The following is an 18,295-nucleotide window of genomic DNA, read 5'->3' as shown; positions in this document are numbered from 1 at the left end:
ACTCACACAAACTGAAATCTGTCTCCGTCGAAAAGACCTTTGTCGCTGAGCTTTAGATGTGGGATCACGAGTAATGCCATAAAACTAAGGGTCATGAAAGGAGCTTGTAGATGGGATCCCAGAGATTTGGCCATCTTATCAATAGAAGTATATGCTTCAGAAACTTTGTATCCATTCTCAGTACTCATCAAACCAGCCACAGGAAGTCCGAGTACCTGATATTGTTGCTCATTCACATAACAACTCACGCCACCCTTTTCAGCGATCACTAAATTGATAGCTGCTGCGAGTGATGCATCATCAGTACCTACCGCAACAATATTATGACTATCATGTGCAACGGATGAAGCAATGGCTCCCTGTTTGAAACCAAAATTTCGGATGAAACATTTGGCCACTGCTGCCTGATGATAGCGATTCACTACTACCATCTTTAAAATATCATTGGATACATCTGATACCCATTCTTGATCTGCCAGTTTGCCGGGTAATGATAGTTTGTTGGTGATCAATTGTCCATCAAGTGCTTCAATAACAGGAATGAGTCCGGCTGTTGAAGGATATTGTTCTTTTTGTATGCTTAGATCTTTTACAGTAACAGGCTTGCAATCGAATTGATTGATCGTTGTAGATGAAACAGACTCGATCAACGTCGTTCCGTTTTGTGCAACTAAAATACCATCAACATAGGTTTGCAGTACTTTGAAATCTGTGAGGTCTTTTACAACAATAAAATCTGCCGGATCTTTTTCATTCAATAATCCGATCGGTAACCGGTAATGTAATACCGGATTGACACATGCAGCTTTTAATACATTGAATACATCCAATCCTTTTGCCACAGCACGAGCACAGAGATCATTAATATGTCCATTTACTAAACTGTCGGGATGTTTATCATCACTGCAAAACAAAATATGGTTGGGATGATCATCTACTAAGTCGATCAATGCATCAAAATTTCTTGCAGCACTTCCTTCACGAATGATGATCTTCATGCCATGCTGTAATTTATCAACTGCTTCTTCCAATGTAAAGCATTCATGATCGGTGGAGATACCTGCTTCTATATAGGCTTTAGCAGCATCACCACGTAAACCCGGCGCATGACCATCTACCGGTTTCCGCATACGATGTGCTGCTGCGATTTTTTTCATCACTTCCGGATCCTGATGTAACACCCCGGGGAAATTCATCATCTCACTTAAATAAAGAATCTCAGGTCTTTCGAGAAGTGTAGTAACAGCTGTGCTGTCAATCATAGCACCTGCAGTTTCAAAAGTGGTAGCAGGTACGCAACTAGGCGCTCCGAAGTTGAATTTGAAGGGAACTTTTTTTCCGTTTTCAATCATAAAATCAACACCGGCAACCCCACATACATTTGCGATCTCATGAGGATCACTTACGGTACCTACCGTACCATGAACTACTGCCAGACGGGCAAATTCAGATGGAATAAGCATGCTGCTTTCAATGTGAACATGGCTGTCAATAAATCCGGGAAGAATGTACTGATCCGGAGTATTGGCATCTGTCTTTTCAATGCGATGGATGATTCCATTTTCCACCCACACATGTGCAGGGTATATTTTTTTATTACGGATATCAACCAGTTTGCCGGAAACCTGAAAAGAAGTTTGGGTACTCATGTAACGAAGATAGAAAAAGTGGGCTGATTGTGTTTTTAAGATGGCAGATGATAGTTGACAGTGAAAATGGATGAGCTGTCAACTGTCAACCGTCAACCAGTTTTCCCCCGTTCATCAAATCTTTTGCTAAATCATCGTACAAAAAATCCTTTAGCAGTAAAGTCTCAGTAAGTTTACGTTTCATAGAATTAAACCACATGAAAAAGATAGTACTATCCCTGATGCTGGCAGTAGGAACCTTACTGACCTATGCACAAACAGTAGAAGAAGTGATGACAAAATATGAAGAAGTCAATGGAGGTAAGAACAGACTGAAAGCCATCAAAACTTTACAAATGGAAAGTGTGATGAAGATGAATATGATGAATCAAAGTTTTGATATCAGTTTAAACAGTATTCGTGAGAGAGGGAAATTATACCGCAGACAAATGGGTGGTATCATGGGAATGGGTAATTCATGGACCATGGTAACAGATACCGCGGGTTATGTGCTGATTCCGGCGATGCCTAATTTCGGTGGACCAAGAGGTGGTGGTGATGGACCTGCCACTCCTTCCGGGCCAACCATTTCGAAAATGACTGAGGATGATCTACGCAAACAACAACATGAGTTGGATTGTGCCGGTCCTTTTCCTATGTTGATCGATTATGCTAAAAAAGGATATACTGCTGAATTACAAGGGACCAGTAAAGTGAATAAAGAAGATTGTTATAAAGTAAAACTGAACATGAAGGATGGGCTCAGTGCCATATTCTATATCAACACAAAAAACTATCTCGTTCAACAAGTTGATGCCACAGATGAAATGGCTGCAGCATTAACCGGTTTTGGGAGCATGATGCGTATGATGGGTGGTGGTAGACGTAGCTTGAAAGCTTCTATCATGTACAATAGTTATAAAGATATAGGGGGAATTCAGTTTCCCATGAAGCAGATCATCAATATCGGACCTGTAGAAACAGTGATCGAGCATCTTGATATCAAGATGAATGAGCCTGTTGACGAAGTCTGGTATAAAGTAAAATAGTTGATAGTCCATAGACCATAGGCTATGGACTATTATCCCTTTTCTTTCGTAAATTCCCTATCCAATTCAATACTGCATATGAAAAAAACAATGATGCTGCTTTGCGCAGTGCTAATGCTTGTAACCAGTTTGCAAGCACAAAAACAGGATGCAAAAAAGACAACTACGTCATTACCGCCTGCTGTAACTGATCCTACAAATCAGCTTTTCTCAAAACTCAAATATCGTTTGGCCGGCCCTTTCCGTGGTGGTCGTAGTGCAGCGGTAGCGGGTAGTTATAAAAACAAGACTACCTTCTATTTTGGTGCCACCGGTGGTGGATTATGGAAAACCACTGATGGAGGTAGTAACTGGAAAAATATTGGAGATAAATACCTCGGTGGTAATATCGGTTCTATCGCTGTGGCTCCTACTGATGAAAATATCATTTATGTAGGTGAAGGTGAGAATACAGTTCGTGGTAATGTTGCCGAAGGTTTAAATGGTATGTGGAGAAGTGATGATGGTGGTCGTACCTGGAAAAATATCGGTCTTAAAGAAGGGAGACATATCATTCGTATTGTGATACACCCACGTGATCCGAATACAGTTTGGGTGGCTGCACTTGGACATCTTTTTGGTCCGAATGAAGAAAGAGGTGTATTCAAAACCACAGATGGTGGTAAGAGCTGGAAGAAAGTATTGTATGTAAATAATCTCACCGGATCTTCTGATCTCGTTATGGAACCTGGTAATCCGAATGTGTTATATGCAGGTATGTGGCGTCTGATCAGAACGCCGCATAGTTTAGAAAGCGGTGGTGAAGGAAGTGGATTGTATAAAAGTACAGATGGAGGTGAAACATGGACCAACATTAGTACTGCTAAGGGTATGCCTAAAGGTACCTGGGGAATTGTTGGCGTAGCGGTAGCACCTTCAAATACTGATAAAGTATATGCGATCATCGAAAATGCCAATGGTGGATTATATACTAGTAGTGATGGTGGTGAAAGTTGGACATTGACCAGCAGTGATAATAATATTCGTCAACGCGCATGGTATTATACCAAAGTGTTTGTAGATCCTCAAAATGAGAACCTCGTATATGCACCAAATGTTGGGTTTATGCGCAGTCGTGATGGTGGAAGATCTTTTCAAAGTGTAAGAACACCGCATGGCGATCATCATGATCTTTGGATCGATCCGGAAAATGGTAACAGAATGATCGTGGCAGATGATGGAGGTGCACAGATCAGTTTTGATGGTGGAGAAAACTGGAGTACGATGGATAATCAGCCAACAGGACAATTCTATCGTGTATCAACAGATAATGCGCATCCATATAGAATATTGGGAGCACAACAAGATAACTCAACCATTCGTATGCGTAGTCGTACCAGTGGTGCCGGTATCACAGATCGTGATTGGGAAGTAACAGCCGGCTCTGAAAGTGGCTATGTGGTTGCGGATCCATTGAATCCTGATGTTGTATATGGCGGTAACTATGGTGGTTATTTGGCAAGACTGGATCATAGAACAGGAGAGAATCGCGCCATCAATGTTTGGCCTGATAACCCCATGGGATCAGGTGCAGATGTTTTGAAATATCGTTTCCAATGGAATTTCCCGATCTTCTTTTCTCCTCATAATCCGAAGCGATTGTATGCTGCAGGAAACCATTTATTCGTAACAGAAAATGAAGGACAAAGCTGGGAGATCATCAGTCCTGATCTAACCACCAATGATAAAACACGTCAGGTTTCCAGCGGTGGTCCGATCACAAAAGACAATACTTCTGTAGAATACTATTGTACCATTTTTACAGCTGCTGAATCTGCACTAGAAAAAGATCTGTTATGGGTAGGTAGTGATGATGGATTACTGCACGTGAGTAAAGATGGTGGAAAGAACTGGGAGAATGTAACACCAGCAGAAGCGGGTAAATGGATGATGTGGAATTGTATTGAGACCGATCCTTTCAAAAAAGGAACTGCATACATAGTAGGTACAAAATATAAGCTGGATGATTATGCTCCGTACATCTTTAAAACGGAAGACTATGGAAAGACTTGGAAAAAGATCACAAACGGAATAGATAAAATGCATTTCACTCGTGCTATGCGTGCAGATCAAAAACGTCCGGGTTTATTGTATGCAGGAACTGAGTTCGGTATGTATATTAGTTATGATGATGGCGCTAATTGGAAAAAGTTTCAGTTGAATCTACCTGAAACGCCCATCACTGATTTGACGATCAAAGAAAATGATTTGATCGTAGCAACACAAGGACGTGCTTTCTGGGTATTAGATGATTTGAGTATTGTTCAACAAATGAATCCTTCTGTGCTTGATAAAAACCTACATGTGTTTGATGTAAATCCGGTTTATCGTACAGAAAGTGCGGGAAGAGGTAGGAGAAATTTTGGTGGTGCGAATGCGAACATGGGTATGAATCCTCCTTCAGGTGTCGTGTTTAATTACTACCTGAAAGGAGCTACAGATAGTTCTAAAGTTTCGATCACTGTATTTGATAAACAATCAAAACCCATTCGCACATTCAGTAAGAATGCAAGAGAGGCAGCTGATAAAATTGATTTTGAAAATGGGATGAATCAGTTTGAATGGGATATGCAATATCCTCCTGCAGAACGTCTGGATGGATTGATCCTTTGGAATGGTGGTATTGGATCAGCCAAAGCGTCACCGGGTAAATACACGGCTCGCTTTCGTTATGGAAAAGATTCTGTAGACGTTCCTTTTGTGATCAAACCCAATCCGAATTTCCCTACTACTGAGGCCCAATATGATGCGCAGTTAACTTTCTTGTTACAGGTTCGTGATAAGTTCAGTGAGATTCAAAAAGCGATCAAGAACATCCGTTCCTTACGCTCACAGATGAATGATTTTACAGCCAGACTAGATGGAAATAAAGAGATCAAATCTTTTGCAGATAGTATCAATAAAAAGATCACAGCTGTTGAAGAAGCATTGTATCAGACCAAAGCGAAGAGCGGGCAAGATGTATTGAACTTCCCGATCCGTTTGAATGATAAGATCGCAGGATTGTATGGGGTAGCATCTAGTGGACAAAATCCGCCAAGTAAACAAGCGCGTGAAGCTTTTGCTGAATTGGCCGGACAAGCAGATGTTCAATTGGCCAAATTGAAAGCGGTTATGGAGAATGATGTAAAAGCATTGAATAAACTCATTAATGAGAAACAGGTGCCGGTGATTGGAATTAAGTGAGATATGAAAAATGAAAAGAGAAAGGGCTGCAACATTTTTTATGTTGCAGTCCTTTTGTTATAAACATATTTAAGTGCATAAACGCAGACTAGAATCAGACATCAGACATCAAATCCGGCCGTCTATCTTTTGTACGCTGCAGTGCTTGTTCATAGCGCCATTCTTCTACTTTCTTTGGATCGCCCTGTAATAGTATTTCCGGCACTTTCATGCCCCTGAAATCTGCAGGTCTTGTATATACGGGAGGTGCTAATAAATTATCCTGAAAAGAATCTGTCAATGCTGAAGTTTCATCATTCAATACGCCTGGTATCAAACGACCGATAGCATCTACCACAACTGCCGCAGCCAGTTCACCGCCACTCAATACATAGTCGCCGATAGAGATCTCCATCGTTACATACTGCTGGCGGATGCGTTCATCAATACCTTTGTAATGACCGCAAATGATCAATAAATTTCCTTTTAAGGATAACTGATTGGCCATTCGCTGATCGAAACGTTGTCCGTCAGGCGTCATATAGATGATGGCATCATACGGTTGATCTTTTTGTAGTTCATCAATCGCATTGGCCAAGGGTTCACACATCATCACCATGCCTGCACCACCGCCATATTGGTAATCATCCACCATGCCATATTTATTTACCGCCCATTTTCTTAGCTGATGTACACGCACTTCCAAAAGTCCTTTTTCTTGTGCACGTTTCATGATACTATGCGCAAAAGGACTCTCCAATAATTCAGGTAGAACAGTGAGTAGGTCGATTCTTAACATGCAACAAAGGTAGGCGAGATTCGATTATGCCACTTACTTTCAGGTGGTTTGACTATTCATTACCCATAAAATCACCCAGATCTCTTCTTTGTTTCTTAGTAGGTCTACCAATTTTACTCAAACGCTTTCCGGTTTGATAGGTGGCTGCTTCGAATTTGATCCTGTCAAGCTCCTCGGCAGGTGTGAGATCTATATAGAATTTAATGGCTTCGCTATATTGTACACGATGATCGAGAAGTCCACTCACTTTTACTACCCATCTGCGGCTTTCTGTTTTTACTTCATACTCATCTCCAATGGCAACAATACGTGAGGCTTTAATAGCATTGCCATTCATCTTTACTTTACCCTTACTGCATGCATCACCCGCCTGGCTTCTTGTTTTGAATAAACGAATGGCCCAGAGGTATTTATCGATCCGTAATTTTTCTTTGATCTCAGTCATAACTAAAACAAAACAGGAGCAAATATAAAATTGCTCCTGTCTCTTTGTTTATTTTCCTTCCGCATAATACTGATGGAAATAAGGAATGGTTTCAATGCCTTTATAAAAATTGAACACATCATATTTTTCATTGGGGCTATGCAGGTTATCACTGTCAAGGCCAAATCCCATGAAAACGATCTTCAATCCAAGTTCTTTTTCAAACAAAGCACAAATAGGAATGCTGCCTCCGCCACGAACAGGAATAGGCTCTTTGCCAAAAGTGGTTTCAATGGCTTTTGCAGCAGCTCTGTATTCATGAGAATCAATAGGTGTCATATAGGGTTCACCACCATGGTGTTCAGCAGCTTTTACGGTGACACCTTCAGGAGCCATACTGGTGAAATAATCCAGGATCTTTTTAGTGATCTTTTCAGATGACATATTGGGTACGAGTCTGCAAGATATTTTAGCAAAAGCTTTTGATGGCAAAACGGTTTTAGCACCTTCACCCGTATAGCCACCCCAAATGCCATTCAGTTCGAGTGTTGGTCTGATGCCTGTTCTTTCATTGGTGGTATATCCTTTCTCACCCCAAAGACTTTGAATGCCCAGATCTTTCTTGTATTCCGCTTCACTGAAAGGAGCTTTGGCCATTTTTGCTCTTTCTTCTGCCGTAGCATCTACTACATCATCATAAAATCCAGGGATCGTGATGTGATTGTTCTCATCATGACAGGCGGCGATCATTTTTGCCAGCATAGTAATAGGATTGGCAACAGCACCACCATATACACCACTATGCAGATCACGATTAGGTCCGGTTACTTCTACTTCAATATAACTGAGTCCGCGTACTCCAATATCGATTGAAGGAGTATCCATGCTGAGCATAGAAGTATCACTGATCAGAATAACATCTGCTTTTAGCAATTCTTTATTCGTCTTTACAAAAGTGGCAAGGTTAGGACTTCCCACTTCTTCTTCTCCCTCGATCAGAAACTTCACATTGCAGTGTAAACTGTTTGTTTTTACCATTGTTTCCAATGCCTTCACATGCATATAGAATTGTCCTTTATCATCACAAGCACCGCGAGCATAAATTTTTCCGTCTTTGATCACGGGTTCAAAAGGACCACTATGCCATAGCTCTAACGGATCAGCAGGTTGTACATCATAATGTCCATATACCAATACCGTAGGTTTTGCAGGATCGATCATTTTCTCTCCATAAACAATTGGGTGGCCTGCAGTAGGGTAAATAGCGGTTGTATCTGCTCCGGCATCTTTCAGGCTTTTCTCAACAGCTTCAGCACAACGGATCATATCTTCTTTGTGTTCTCCGCGAGCGCTTACGCTGGGGATACGCAGAAGGTCTAATAATTCGTTCAAGAAACGTTCTTTATGTTCTTGTTGATATTCTTTCCAAGCTTGCATAACAATTGTATTTGAATGAGGCTGCAATTTAGTACTAACTACTTATTTATGATAGTGAGGATCAAATATTCATTCAAGTGTGTGCTTTTTGTCAGAAATGATGTTCGTTAAGGTCCATTCCAGCTTCTTTTCGAACCTATGCTGTCTATGTTCACACTGTTTATTACAGATACGGCAACTGAAAGGTAGACACCCATCTGTATGTACAAATAGTTCTATCATGTCACCAAATTCTTGCTTGATCAGTGCCGATAAATGATCGATCTCCCGATGGGCTTCATGGATATTCAAATACCAGGGAACGGTAAGATGACAGTCAACATGTAATAAACTACCGTATTTGATGACACGCAGATTGTGCAGATCGACCCAGTTTTCAGAACGATTTTTATTGAGTACTTCAATGAATTTCTTTAATAAATCCATATCCGCTTCGTCCATAATACCTGCCAATGATGAGCGAATGATCTTATAACCATTGTAAATGATCAGTATACTCATCACCAAAGCGATCACCTTATCTAACCAAAACAGTCTTGTAAACAATATGATGATCAATCCCGCGATGATCGCAAGTGTTGAATATGTATCAACCTGTAAATGTTTACCGCTTGCCTGTAATGCCAGTGAATTATTTTTTCTGCCTAAGCGAAGACAAAGAGTTCCGGCAACAAAATTGAGGATCGCTGTTATTGCTATCAGCCATAGACCCGTATCTAGCTGATGTACGGGTTCATTACGGAGAATATTGGCAACCGTTTCGTAAATGATCATGATACCTGCCGCAACGATCAATCCACCTTCTACTGCTGCAGAAACAAATTCGGCTTTCCCATGACCATAAGGGTGTTCAAGGTCTTTGGGTTTGGCGGCTACATATAAACTGTATAGTCCGATAAAACCGGCGATTACGTTAACAATACTTTCTAATGCATCCGATAGGATCGCAAGTGAATGTGTAAAATAATAGGCAATGATCTTGGTGAGAAACAATACTACGCTCAACAAACTAATCCAAAGCTGGATCCTGAAATTTTGTTGTGCGGTTGTCAAGAGAAGTGTTTTAATAAAGGTAAATAAAGACTTTATAGATAAAAAAGAAAGGTCTCGCATTTTGCAAGACCTTTCTTTTTAAATCAACTCGATTGTATAGTTGATGGGACAGTGTTTTGCTAACATCGCAGAAATACCGCAATATTTTTCTTTAGACAAGCTTACGGCTCTGTTGAGCTTATCCAGGTTGTCAGGAGATACATCGCATCTATATACCATATCAATAAATTTGAAGACTTTAGGATGATCTTCTGTTTGTTCAGCGGAAGCTTCAATCTCCAATTTGGTAAAAGGGACTTTCATTTTATGCAGGATCTCAACCACATCGATACCACTGCAGCCACATAAAGAACCGAGGAGCATTTTTTTGGGGTTCATACCGCTGCCTGATCCTCCTCCTTCTACACTTGTATCTAAGCGAGCTACATGACCGGTATCTGCTTTTACATCAAATGCAAGGGTTTCAACCCATGACGTTGTAACTTTCATTTTGATCGTTTTATAAGTATTGTGTAAGCGTTATTTCATTCTTGCTGCAACTACATCCCAATTCACAACATTCCACCAGGCGTTGATATAATCGGGTCTTCTGTTTTGGTATTTTAAATAATAAGCATGTTCCCATACATCAAGTCCCAATAATGGAGTGCCCCATGTTTCACTGACATCCATCAATGGATTATCTTGATTAGGAGTAGAAACGATTGCTAATGCATTATCACTGTTAATGATCAACCAAGCCCATCCACTTCCAAACCTGCCTTTGGCAGCATCTGCAAATTGTGTTTTGAAACTCTCAAAAGAACCAAATGACTGAATGATGGAAGTTCCTAATTGTCCGGCAGGGGCAGCTGAACCTCCAGGTTTCATGGTTTGCCAGAACATCTCATGATTGTAGTGACCGCCTGCATTGTTGCGCATTTTGGTGGAATATTTTGAGATATTTCTTAGCAATGACTCTAGCCTTGTGTTAGTGGTATTTACATTTTCTGCAGTGCAAGCTTCAGATAATGCTTTAGCATAGGCAGCTGCATGTTTACTGTAGTGGATATCCATTGTAGTGGTATCAATTGCAGGCTCTAGTGCATTGAATGCATAGGGGAGCGGTTGTTGAGCAAACTCACTACTTCCAGTATTGACAGACGCATTCACCAATGAAGGTAAAATGGTTCCTGAAAGTCCAAATGCAATACCTGCTTTACCCGTTTGTTGAATGAATGATCTGCGGGATGATGATTGATTCATAAAATAAGTTTTTCTAGGTAAAAAAATCTTAGCAGGAAACATTACGAGATCATACTTTCCTGTTCCTTGTTTTTTGATCCTTGATTCTTCCTAAAGTTATTCCAAATCTTGCGCAAGCGTGTAAAAGTTCTGTAATAAAACTCCTGATTGAATAATTGTGAGTCGCGCATGGCTTTATAAGTAAGGAAAGCTCCAATCGGGATCAATACCAGGGTCGATAGCCACATGCCCTGTAAAGGCGAAGCTTGACCCGATTTCACAAACTTTTCTCCAAATGTGTTGAACAGGTGAAACAAGACAAAGAATATGATCGCGAAAACCAAGGGTGTTCCAAGTCCCCCTTTTCTAATGATAGAACCAAGTGGGGCGCCGATCAGGAATAATACGATACATGCAACCGATAAAGTGAACTTACGATGCCATTCAATTTCATGGAAGCGTAAGGATTTATATTTCTCAGTGTAGTCTGATGCGAGTAAGCCAACATTACTTTTGATACTGCTGATTTGTCCAACGCTTGCATCAATGATCACATCTCTCAATGAATCGGGCAGTAGGGCATCGAAAGATTTAGCTGTTTTGATTTTTAGTGTATCAGTTTTGATCCATCCTGTATCAGCTGCATACCGGGCAAATCTTACATACGGCGTAATATCAGCTCTTGATCTCTTTAGATAAAAGGTATCAATATTCTCCAGTGAGTCAATGGCATGATTGAGTTGCCGTAAACTTAGCATCTTCGGATCATAGAATGCGCTATCACCTGTTTTGTTCATCTGAAAACTTGAGAGGTCGAATATCTTTTTATACTCTTTGAATCCGAGTCGGATAAACTCTGTATTGGCAGTGCCTCTTGTACCACGTTCTTCAAAGCGCCAACCATTTTTCAGGATGAACTCCAGGAATTTCTTATCCGGTGTTACACGCATGATACCGCTTTCTGCCATCAGCATGTTATCCTGTAATCCATAATTTTTTTCAAATAAAACGATATCGTGGATCACGCTATCATTCTTCTCTTTTTTTCCTAGTTTGATCACATAGCCATCCAGCTTATCATAAAATACACCTTCTTTAATATCTATAGCCGGTTTTGATACGATGATATCATACTTTAAAGCAGCCAGTTTTAATTGTGTAACAGGAATGATATTGTTTGAAAATAAAAATGCGAGTCCACTCAATAAGATCGTAATAAAAAAAAGTGGGCGCATGAAACGAAGGAGCGGAATACCGGAAGCTTTGATCGCAACAAGCTCGAATGATTCTCCCAGGTTTCCAAAAGTCATGATCGATGAGAAAAGTAATGCCAATGGCAAAGCCATAGGTACCCAGAACAACATAACCAATCCTACCAGTTTCATTACCGTGAAAAAATCCAATCCCTTGCCCACAAGATCATCGATGTATAACCAGAAGAATTGCATGGTCAGTACAAACAGTGAAATAGCAAAGGCTGCCAAAAAGGGCCCGATGAACGAACGGATGATGAGTATATCTAGTTTTTTGAACATGGGAGGCGAGTAGAGTGAGTAGTGAATAGTGAGTAATGAGTAAGCATAATTGCTAAAAGTTAACTCATTACTCACTATTCACTATTCACTTATCTTCATACAATGTTAACCGCAAATCTAAGACTTTCATCAGAGGAAAGGCAGTTACTGCTCGATGAGCGTTTTATTTTAACAAAGAGAAGCATTCTACAGAAAACAGAAGCATTTTTTGGTGAACTGAGTGAGCTATTCAGACAGCAAGTTGTTGAACGAAAAATGGAAGGGGAAGCATTTTTACAGTGGACACCCAAAATAGCCAGGGGGGAGAATTATCACGGATTACCATGGATCATGATGGATTATCCTCGTTTATTCGGAAAAAAAGATGTGTGTGCTATCCGTTGTTTTTTTTGGTGGGGACAATATTGCAGTATCACGTTACATGTATCCGGAATCTATCAGGAGCGATTTCAATACGCCATCATTGATTTTTTACGAAAAGAAAAAGGATCGGGATGGTTATATGCAACTGGAGATGATCCTTGGCAACATATAATAGATGAGGATCATTATCAGTTATGTGAAAATCCAGATCGGTTGTTGGCTGAACAGGCATCAAGATCTTTTTTGAAGATCGCAAAAAAAATCCCACTTGAAAAGTGGGATGAATTAGATGATTTTTATACAGACAATTTTGTTGGCTTGCTATCTGTGTTAGGGCATTAAGCACCTAATCTGTGAAATAATTCTTTCACCTGATAGCCCCATAACTGGCTCTGATCCTTGATTTCATTCTTCTCAGCAAAATCTTTGATGATCAGGATGGTCTGGTTGGATATTTCTGTTTTTTCAATTCGGAACTCGAAGTACTCATTCTTCTCAGAATGAAGCCAATGGAAACGGATGAACTTATCCTGTTCTTGATCCACAATAGCAGCTTTATCAGGTGTGCCGCCATTCCATGAAAAACTATATACACCTTCCCATTCGTCTACTTTATCTGCAAACCATTCCTGTAAACCTGCGGGAGTGGCTAAAAATTCGAAAAGAATTGCTGGGGAACATCTCACCGGAAACTCTAAAGTAAATAACTGCTTTTTGCTCATTACATTCTCTTTAATCTGCCTTCATTCGTAAGGCTGCAATAATATTAAATAATCCATACCGTCCAAATGTTTTTTTATCGAACTCAGGTATTTCCGAATAGGTAAAAAAGAGACAATTGCAAAGGATGGTATAAGTTATTGTTTTTCAATCGGTTGCGGCAAATATTTTTTTTGAAAAAATTTCAAAAATGCTTAAATTGCTGATAAGTGGAGAAAAGGCGCAAAGGATGAACCAATGAATAACTGCTGATCCAAGTCTCACAACCCTAATACACAACCAAAACTGCATCCCATGAGTATGCGTCAGCTCAAAATCACGAAGTCAATTACCAATCGTGAATCACAGAGTCTTGAAAAGTATCTTCAGGAAATCGGAAAAGTAGATCTGATCAGTCCGGAAGAAGAAGTTCAATTGGCTATGCGGATTCGACAAGGTGATCAAAGGGCTTTAGATCGTTTGGTAAAATCCAATCTTCGCTTTGTGGTCTCAGTTGCCAAACAGTATCAAAACCAGGGATTAACCTTACCCGATCTCATCAATGAAGGTAATCTTGGATTGATTAAAGCTGCGCTTCGTTTCGATGAAACACGTGGTTTTAAATTCATTTCTTATGCAGTATGGTGGATTCGTCAAAGTATCTTGCAGGCATTGGCAGAACAAAGTCGTATTGTTCGATTGCCATTGAATAAAGTAGGTCTGACCAACCGCATCAGTAAAGCTTATCAATTATTGGAGCAGGAATTTGAAAGAGAGCCAACCGTTCAGGAGCTGGCTGAGTTATTGGAACTTAGCATTGAGGAGGTTGCAGCCACAATGAGTGTGGGATTCAGGCATGTAAGTATGGATACACCACTATCTGATGGGGAAGATGGTACTTTGATGGATGTCATGGAAAATCCAAATGCTGATAAAACAGATGAAAAATTGGTTCATGATGAATCATTACGAATGGAAATTGAGCGGAGTTTGAAGACCTTGACAGAAAGACAAAAAGAAGTTCTTTGTTTTTTCTTTGGGATCGGGGTCGATAATCCACTGAGTCTGGAAGATATTGGTGAAAGATTTAACCTGACACGAGAAAGGGTGCGTCAGATCAAGGATAAAGCAATTACCAAACTCAGGAGTACAAGCAGATGTAAACACCTGAAGGTATATCTCGGATAAATAAATCCACACTATATTTGCAACGCTTAAAGTGAACCTCAAATTGGTTCACTTTTTTATTGGTGTAAGACCGAAATCGTGATATTATGTTTCAGAATCTCTCCGAAAAATTAGAATCAGCGTTTAAGAACCTAAAAGGTGAAGCGCGTATCAATGACCTGAATATTGCCAATACGGTCAAAGATATTCGTCGTGCATTGATCGATGCGGATGTCAATTTTAAAATTGCCAAAGAGTTTACAGATAAGGTAAAAGATAAAGCCATAGGCGAAAAAGTCATCAATGCCATCAGTCCGGGTCAGTTGATGGTGAAGATCGTTCAGGATGAGCTGACGGAGTTAATGGGCGGATCAGAAGCTACATTCAATGTAACCGGAAATCCTGCGATCATTTTGATTGCCGGGTTACAAGGTAGTGGTAAGACTACTTTCACCGGTAAACTGGCGAATTACCTGAAAAATAAAAAAGGTAAATCCCCTTTATTAGTAGCTGCGGATATCTATCGTCCCGCTGCGATCGATCAGTTGACAGTACTGGCTGAACAAGTAGGCGTTGATATTTACAGTGAGCGAGAAAACAAAAATGCCGTAGAGATTGCATTGAATGCGATCAAAGAGGCAAAGGCAAAAAATAAAAATGTCATCATCATAGATACTGCCGGACGTTTGGCAGTTGATGAAGCGATGATGAAAGAAGTGGCGGATATCAAAGCAGCAGTGAATCCGACTGAGATATTATTTGTTGTAGACTCCATGACCGGACAGGATGCGGTGAATACAGCCAAGGCTTTTAATGATCGGTTAGATTTTTCCGGTGTTGTATTGACCAAGTTGGATGGTGATACAAGAGGTGGTGCTGCACTTTCTATCAAGTATACCGTCCAAAAGCCAATAAAATTCGTAAGTAGTGGTGAGAAGTTAGATACGCTGGATGTTTTTTATCCTGACCGTATGGCGCAGCGTATTTTGGGAATGGGTGATATCACCACATTGGTAGAAAAGGCCCAGGCTCAATATGATGAGGTACAGGCAAAGAAGTTGGAGAAGAAGATCCGTAAAAATCAATTTGATTTTCAGGATTTTCTGGATCAGTTACAGCAGATCAAAAAAATGGGAAACATCAAAGATCTGATGGGAATGATCCCTGGTGTAGGAAAGGCGATTAAAGATGTAGATATCAATGATGATGCATTCAAAGGAATTGAAGCGATCATTAGTTCTATGACTCCTTTTGAACGTGCTAATCCTGATAGTTTAACGCCCAGTCGTAAACAAAGAATAGCTAAAGGATGTGGTAAAGATCTTACGGAAGTGAATGCATTCATGAAGCAATTTGAACAGATGAAACAGATGATGAAGATGATGAATAACATGCCAATGGGTGGAAGATTTCCCGGCATGCGCAGATGATTTATACCATTGGTACAACAATATTCATCTCTGTAGTGTCATAGACTGGATATCATATGCGTTGTCTATACATTATATGCATTTTACTCGCAGCTCATTTAATCGGCACGCCTGCCGGTGCCCAAAAAGCCATTCTGGTATCTAGTACCGGTAAATTCTTTGAGTTCGATTATGTCAATGGTACTTGTCAAACAAAAGAACTCACCAACTTTTGCAGTCTGAATGTACCTGGTTTCTCAGCTGCACAATACAAAAACAAAATTTATTACAACAGCGGTACACAATTGTATGAAGCGGATCTGTTGAATCCTGCGCTGTGCAGACCCCTCTCTGTTTTTTGTACAGGTAACTCTATGACAGCCGATAAGAACGGAACATTGTATTGGGTGGATGGAGTTACACTCTATCGATTGCCATCGGGGCTGACTCAACCCGAAATTCTTGGTGCGATGCCTTTTGTAGCAGCCGGCGACCTAATGTTCTATGGCGATAAATTATTAATGGCAGCTGCACCTTCTGGTGGATTACAAAATTATAGTCTCATAGAAGTGAATATCAGTTCGCCACCCAACAGTAAACTTTTTATGGAAACACCAGGCTATAATTTTTTTGGACTGATGAATGTTTCTATTGATTGTAATACCAATAAAGTATACGGTATTGCAGGAAACGGTATTGGAGGTAGCGATTTTGTAGAATTGGATATGGAAGCGCGTGTGGTGTTGGGTAAGTTATGTTCTATTACGATCAGTGTGTATGATGCCGCAAGTCCGACAGAATCAGGTGAAGTAAGAGGTGTGAACGTGAATTCCATTTCTATAAAACCACAATGTGAAGGAGCAGGGCTTGGTGAAATTGCTGTAGCGGCCACCAGTGCCAGTGCTTCTGCAAAACTTTCTTTTTCAAGTAATGGAGGGGCTAGTAATGAAACAGGTACATTTTCAAATCTCACCGCAGGCAATTATGCCATCAAGATCACTAGTACAGACGGATGTTCAAAAGATACATTTGCAACCGTAAAACTTATTGAACGACTCGAAGTTCGCACTGCCACCACTCCTGATACTTGTGGTGCCCTAACAGGTGCTGTAACAATTGCACCTGTCAGCAACCATAGTGGACTTAGGTATTCATTGGAAAATGCTGCTTACGTTGCAGGCAATGTATTTACAGGATTATCTGCAGGACGAAAGTCTTTAAAAGTCATGGAAAGCAATGGCTGTGTGCTGGATACGAATTTTATCATACCCACTTATCGACCCCCATTACCCGTTTCGAATGTAACTGTTACAGGAGCTACTTGTACTGTTGCCAATGGTTCATTGGTATTGACATTTGCCAATGGCGTCAATATACAAGGTGTGAGAATTGATGGCGGAACGATTCAAAGTTCCGGAAGCTTTTCAAATCTTTCTGCAGGAGACCATCAGTTGCAGATCATTACCAATACTTGCAATTTTGATACTACGATCAACATACCACTCTTATCAACAACAGCACCCATAGTTACCTATACTTCCGTATCTCCAGATTGTGGTGATAAGAATAATGGGTCTGTTCGTATCAATCTTACAGGATCCGTAAATCCGTATACTTATAGTTTAAATAACTCGGTATATAGCAATAACAATTATTATACAAACCTGTCTTCTGGTACATATGCAGTATCTGTAAAAGATGCACAAGGGTGTATATTTTCAGGTACAGTAGTAGTGCAACCCTATGTATCGTTACCCATCACTGTGCAATCGAATGTAACACCGACAGATTGTTTCAATGCAGAAGGAGGAAAAGCAACGATCAATGTTCAGGGAAGTGAATCACCCTATTTTTTCAGGATCGATAACCGTAATTTTTTAGCCGGACAGGAGGCCAAAAAATTATTACCCGGCAACTATATGGTTCAGATCAGGAATGGAAATAATTGTCTGGTAGATTCGGTTTCGGTAACAGTAGCAGAGCAAAATATTCCCGGTATCAATTGTGATACTGTATATGTGCCAAGTGCTTTTACACCCAATGCAGACGGGAAAAACGATCTGTTAAGACCGGTTTTTAGTAACCGAACAACCGGATTCATATTCCGGGTATTCAACCGTACAGGGCAGATCATCTTTGAAACCAAAGAACCACAAAAAGGCTGGAATGGACGATTTAATGGGATCGAACAACCACAAGGGGTATACGTATGGAGTTTTATGTATATATCTTCGGGAGGTAGAAATCGGACATTTAAAGGCACAACCTTACTCTTGAGGTAACATATTATTAACTTTTTAGGGT

General features: G+C 40.3%; 15 protein-coding genes. 6 read left to right on the top strand and 9 right to left on the bottom strand.

Translation table 11 applies throughout. The annotated features are described in order from the left end of the window. Positions 1-2: 2 nt before the first annotated feature. The gene (gene ade / locus ABXG83_RS06930) at positions 3-1,649 is read right to left on the bottom strand and encodes an adenine deaminase (RefSeq protein WP_353548122.1); all 1,647 of its coding nucleotides are present in this window, start codon (positions 1,647-1,649) and stop codon (positions 3-5) included. 197 nt (positions 1,650-1,846) lie between these two features. On the opposite strand from ade, the gene ABXG83_RS06925 reads away from it, so the two are divergent. After that, positions 1,847-2,677 carry a hypothetical protein gene (locus tag ABXG83_RS06925; protein ID WP_353548121.1) on the top strand — a complete coding sequence of 277 codons (831 nt, stop codon included), beginning with the start codon at positions 1,847-1,849 and terminating at the stop codon, positions 2,675-2,677. 78 nt (positions 2,678-2,755) lie between these two features. Further along, positions 2,756-5,902 (top strand): hypothetical protein, encoded by a 3,147-nt coding sequence (locus tag ABXG83_RS06920; RefSeq protein WP_353548120.1) that lies wholly within the window; start codon positions 2,756-2,758, stop codon positions 5,900-5,902. Positions 5,903-5,996: 94 nt separating this feature from the next. On the opposite strand, the gene trmD is transcribed toward ABXG83_RS06920, so the two are convergent. The 7 genes from trmD to ABXG83_RS06885 all read right to left on the bottom strand — a co-directional run bounded on the left by trmD (position 5,997) and on the right by ABXG83_RS06885 (position 12,353). Continuing rightward, on the bottom strand, positions 5,997-6,680 hold the full coding sequence (trmD, locus tag ABXG83_RS06915; protein WP_353548119.1) for a tRNA (guanosine(37)-N1)-methyltransferase TrmD: 684 nt from the start codon (positions 6,678-6,680) through the stop codon (positions 5,997-5,999). Positions 6,681-6,732: 52 nt separating this feature from the next. Then, complete coding sequence (locus ABXG83_RS06910; protein ID WP_353548118.1) at positions 6,733-7,125, bottom strand: RNA-binding S4 domain-containing protein; 393 nt, start codon at positions 7,123-7,125, stop codon at positions 6,733-6,735. Between the two features lie 48 nt (positions 7,126-7,173). Next, positions 7,174-8,541, bottom strand: coding sequence for a dipeptidase (locus tag ABXG83_RS06905; protein WP_353548117.1), 1,368 nt, complete (start codon positions 8,539-8,541; stop codon positions 7,174-7,176). A 69-nt stretch (positions 8,542-8,610) separates the two neighbouring features. After that, positions 8,611-9,594 (bottom strand): cation diffusion facilitator family transporter, encoded by a 984-nt coding sequence (locus ABXG83_RS06900; protein WP_353548116.1) that lies wholly within the window; start codon positions 9,592-9,594, stop codon positions 8,611-8,613. A gap of 78 nt (positions 9,595-9,672) precedes the next feature. Then, entirely contained in the window at positions 9,673-10,083 is a 411-nt protein-coding gene (locus tag ABXG83_RS06895) for an OsmC family protein (protein ID WP_353548115.1), read from the bottom strand. A 30-nt stretch (positions 10,084-10,113) separates the two neighbouring features. Continuing rightward, positions 10,114-10,839: a superoxide dismutase gene (locus ABXG83_RS06890; protein WP_353548114.1), complete on the bottom strand. Its 726-nt coding sequence runs from the start codon at positions 10,837-10,839 to the stop codon at positions 10,114-10,116. A 41-nt stretch (positions 10,840-10,880) separates the two neighbouring features. Then, positions 10,881-12,353 carry an LptF/LptG family permease gene (locus ABXG83_RS06885; protein ID WP_353548113.1) on the bottom strand — a complete coding sequence of 491 codons (1,473 nt, stop codon included), beginning with the start codon at positions 12,351-12,353 and terminating at the stop codon, positions 10,881-10,883. Between the two features lie 102 nt (positions 12,354-12,455). Between ABXG83_RS06885 and ABXG83_RS06880 the strand changes: the two genes are divergently transcribed. Beyond that, positions 12,456-13,058 (top strand): hypothetical protein, encoded by a 603-nt coding sequence (locus tag ABXG83_RS06880; protein WP_353548112.1) that lies wholly within the window; start codon positions 12,456-12,458, stop codon positions 13,056-13,058. On the opposite strand, the gene ABXG83_RS06875 is transcribed toward ABXG83_RS06880, so the two are convergent. Further along, positions 13,055-13,438 (bottom strand): START-like domain-containing protein, encoded by a 384-nt coding sequence (locus tag ABXG83_RS06875; protein WP_178889587.1) that lies wholly within the window; start codon positions 13,436-13,438, stop codon positions 13,055-13,057. The two genes, ABXG83_RS06880 and ABXG83_RS06875, sit on opposite strands and share 4 nt — an antisense overlap. Positions 13,439-13,736: 298 nt before the next feature. Here ABXG83_RS06875 and ABXG83_RS06870 point away from each other — a divergent pair, with 298 nt between their 5' ends. From ABXG83_RS06870 to ABXG83_RS06860, 3 genes are all read left to right on the top strand, one after another. Further along, a complete protein-coding gene (locus ABXG83_RS06870; protein WP_353548111.1) occupies positions 13,737-14,603 on the top strand; it encodes an RNA polymerase sigma factor RpoD/SigA in 867 nt (288 codons plus the stop codon). 86 nt (positions 14,604-14,689) lie between these two features. After that, positions 14,690-16,012, top strand: a complete 1,323-nt coding sequence (ffh, locus tag ABXG83_RS06865) for a signal recognition particle protein (RefSeq protein WP_353550746.1) — start codon at positions 14,690-14,692, stop codon at positions 16,010-16,012. Positions 16,013-16,068: 56 nt separating this feature from the next. Next, a complete protein-coding gene (locus ABXG83_RS06860) occupies positions 16,069-18,273 on the top strand; it encodes a gliding motility-associated C-terminal domain-containing protein (RefSeq protein WP_353550745.1) in 2,205 nt (734 codons plus the stop codon). Positions 18,274-18,295: the final 22 nt, after the last annotated feature.

It is taken from the genome of Sediminibacterium sp. KACHI17, from assembly GCF_040362915.1.
GTDB lineage: Bacteria > Bacteroidota > Bacteroidia > Chitinophagales > Chitinophagaceae > Sediminibacterium.
This window is presented reverse-complemented; position numbering and strand designations above follow the sequence as displayed.

Coding starts and splice junctions, on each gene's coding strand:
- ABXG83_RS06905 (WP_353548117.1), bottom strand. CDS start 8,541: ATGCAAGCTTGGAAAGAATATCAACAAGAACATAAAGAACGTTTCTTG.
- ABXG83_RS06895 (WP_353548115.1), bottom strand. CDS start 10,083: ATGAAAGTTACAACGTCATGGGTTGAAACCCTTGCATTTGATGTAAAA.
- ABXG83_RS06870 (WP_353548111.1), top strand. CDS start 13,737: ATGCGTCAGCTCAAAATCACGAAGTCAATTACCAATCGTGAATCACAG.
- ffh (WP_353550746.1), top strand. CDS start 14,690: ATGTTTCAGAATCTCTCCGAAAAATTAGAATCAGCGTTTAAGAACCTA.
- ABXG83_RS06890 (WP_353548114.1), bottom strand. CDS start 10,839: ATGAATCAATCATCATCCCGCAGATCATTCATTCAACAAACGGGTAAA.
- trmD (WP_353548119.1), bottom strand. CDS start 6,680: ATGTTAAGAATCGACCTACTCACTGTTCTACCTGAATTATTGGAGAGT.
- ade (WP_353548122.1), bottom strand. CDS start 1,649: ATGAGTACCCAAACTTCTTTTCAGGTTTCCGGCAAACTGGTTGATATC.
- ABXG83_RS06910 (WP_353548118.1), bottom strand. CDS start 7,125: ATGACTGAGATCAAAGAAAAATTACGGATCGATAAATACCTCTGGGCC.
- ABXG83_RS06925 (WP_353548121.1), top strand. CDS start 1,847: ATGAAAAAGATAGTACTATCCCTGATGCTGGCAGTAGGAACCTTACTG.
- ABXG83_RS06860 (WP_353550745.1), top strand. CDS start 16,069: ATGCGTTGTCTATACATTATATGCATTTTACTCGCAGCTCATTTAATC.
- ABXG83_RS06920 (WP_353548120.1), top strand. CDS start 2,756: ATGAAAAAAACAATGATGCTGCTTTGCGCAGTGCTAATGCTTGTAACC.
- ABXG83_RS06885 (WP_353548113.1), bottom strand. CDS start 12,353: ATGTTCAAAAAACTAGATATACTCATCATCCGTTCGTTCATCGGGCCC.
- ABXG83_RS06880 (WP_353548112.1), top strand. CDS start 12,456: ATGTTAACCGCAAATCTAAGACTTTCATCAGAGGAAAGGCAGTTACTG.
- ABXG83_RS06875 (WP_178889587.1), bottom strand. CDS start 13,438: ATGAGCAAAAAGCAGTTATTTACTTTAGAGTTTCCGGTGAGATGTTCC.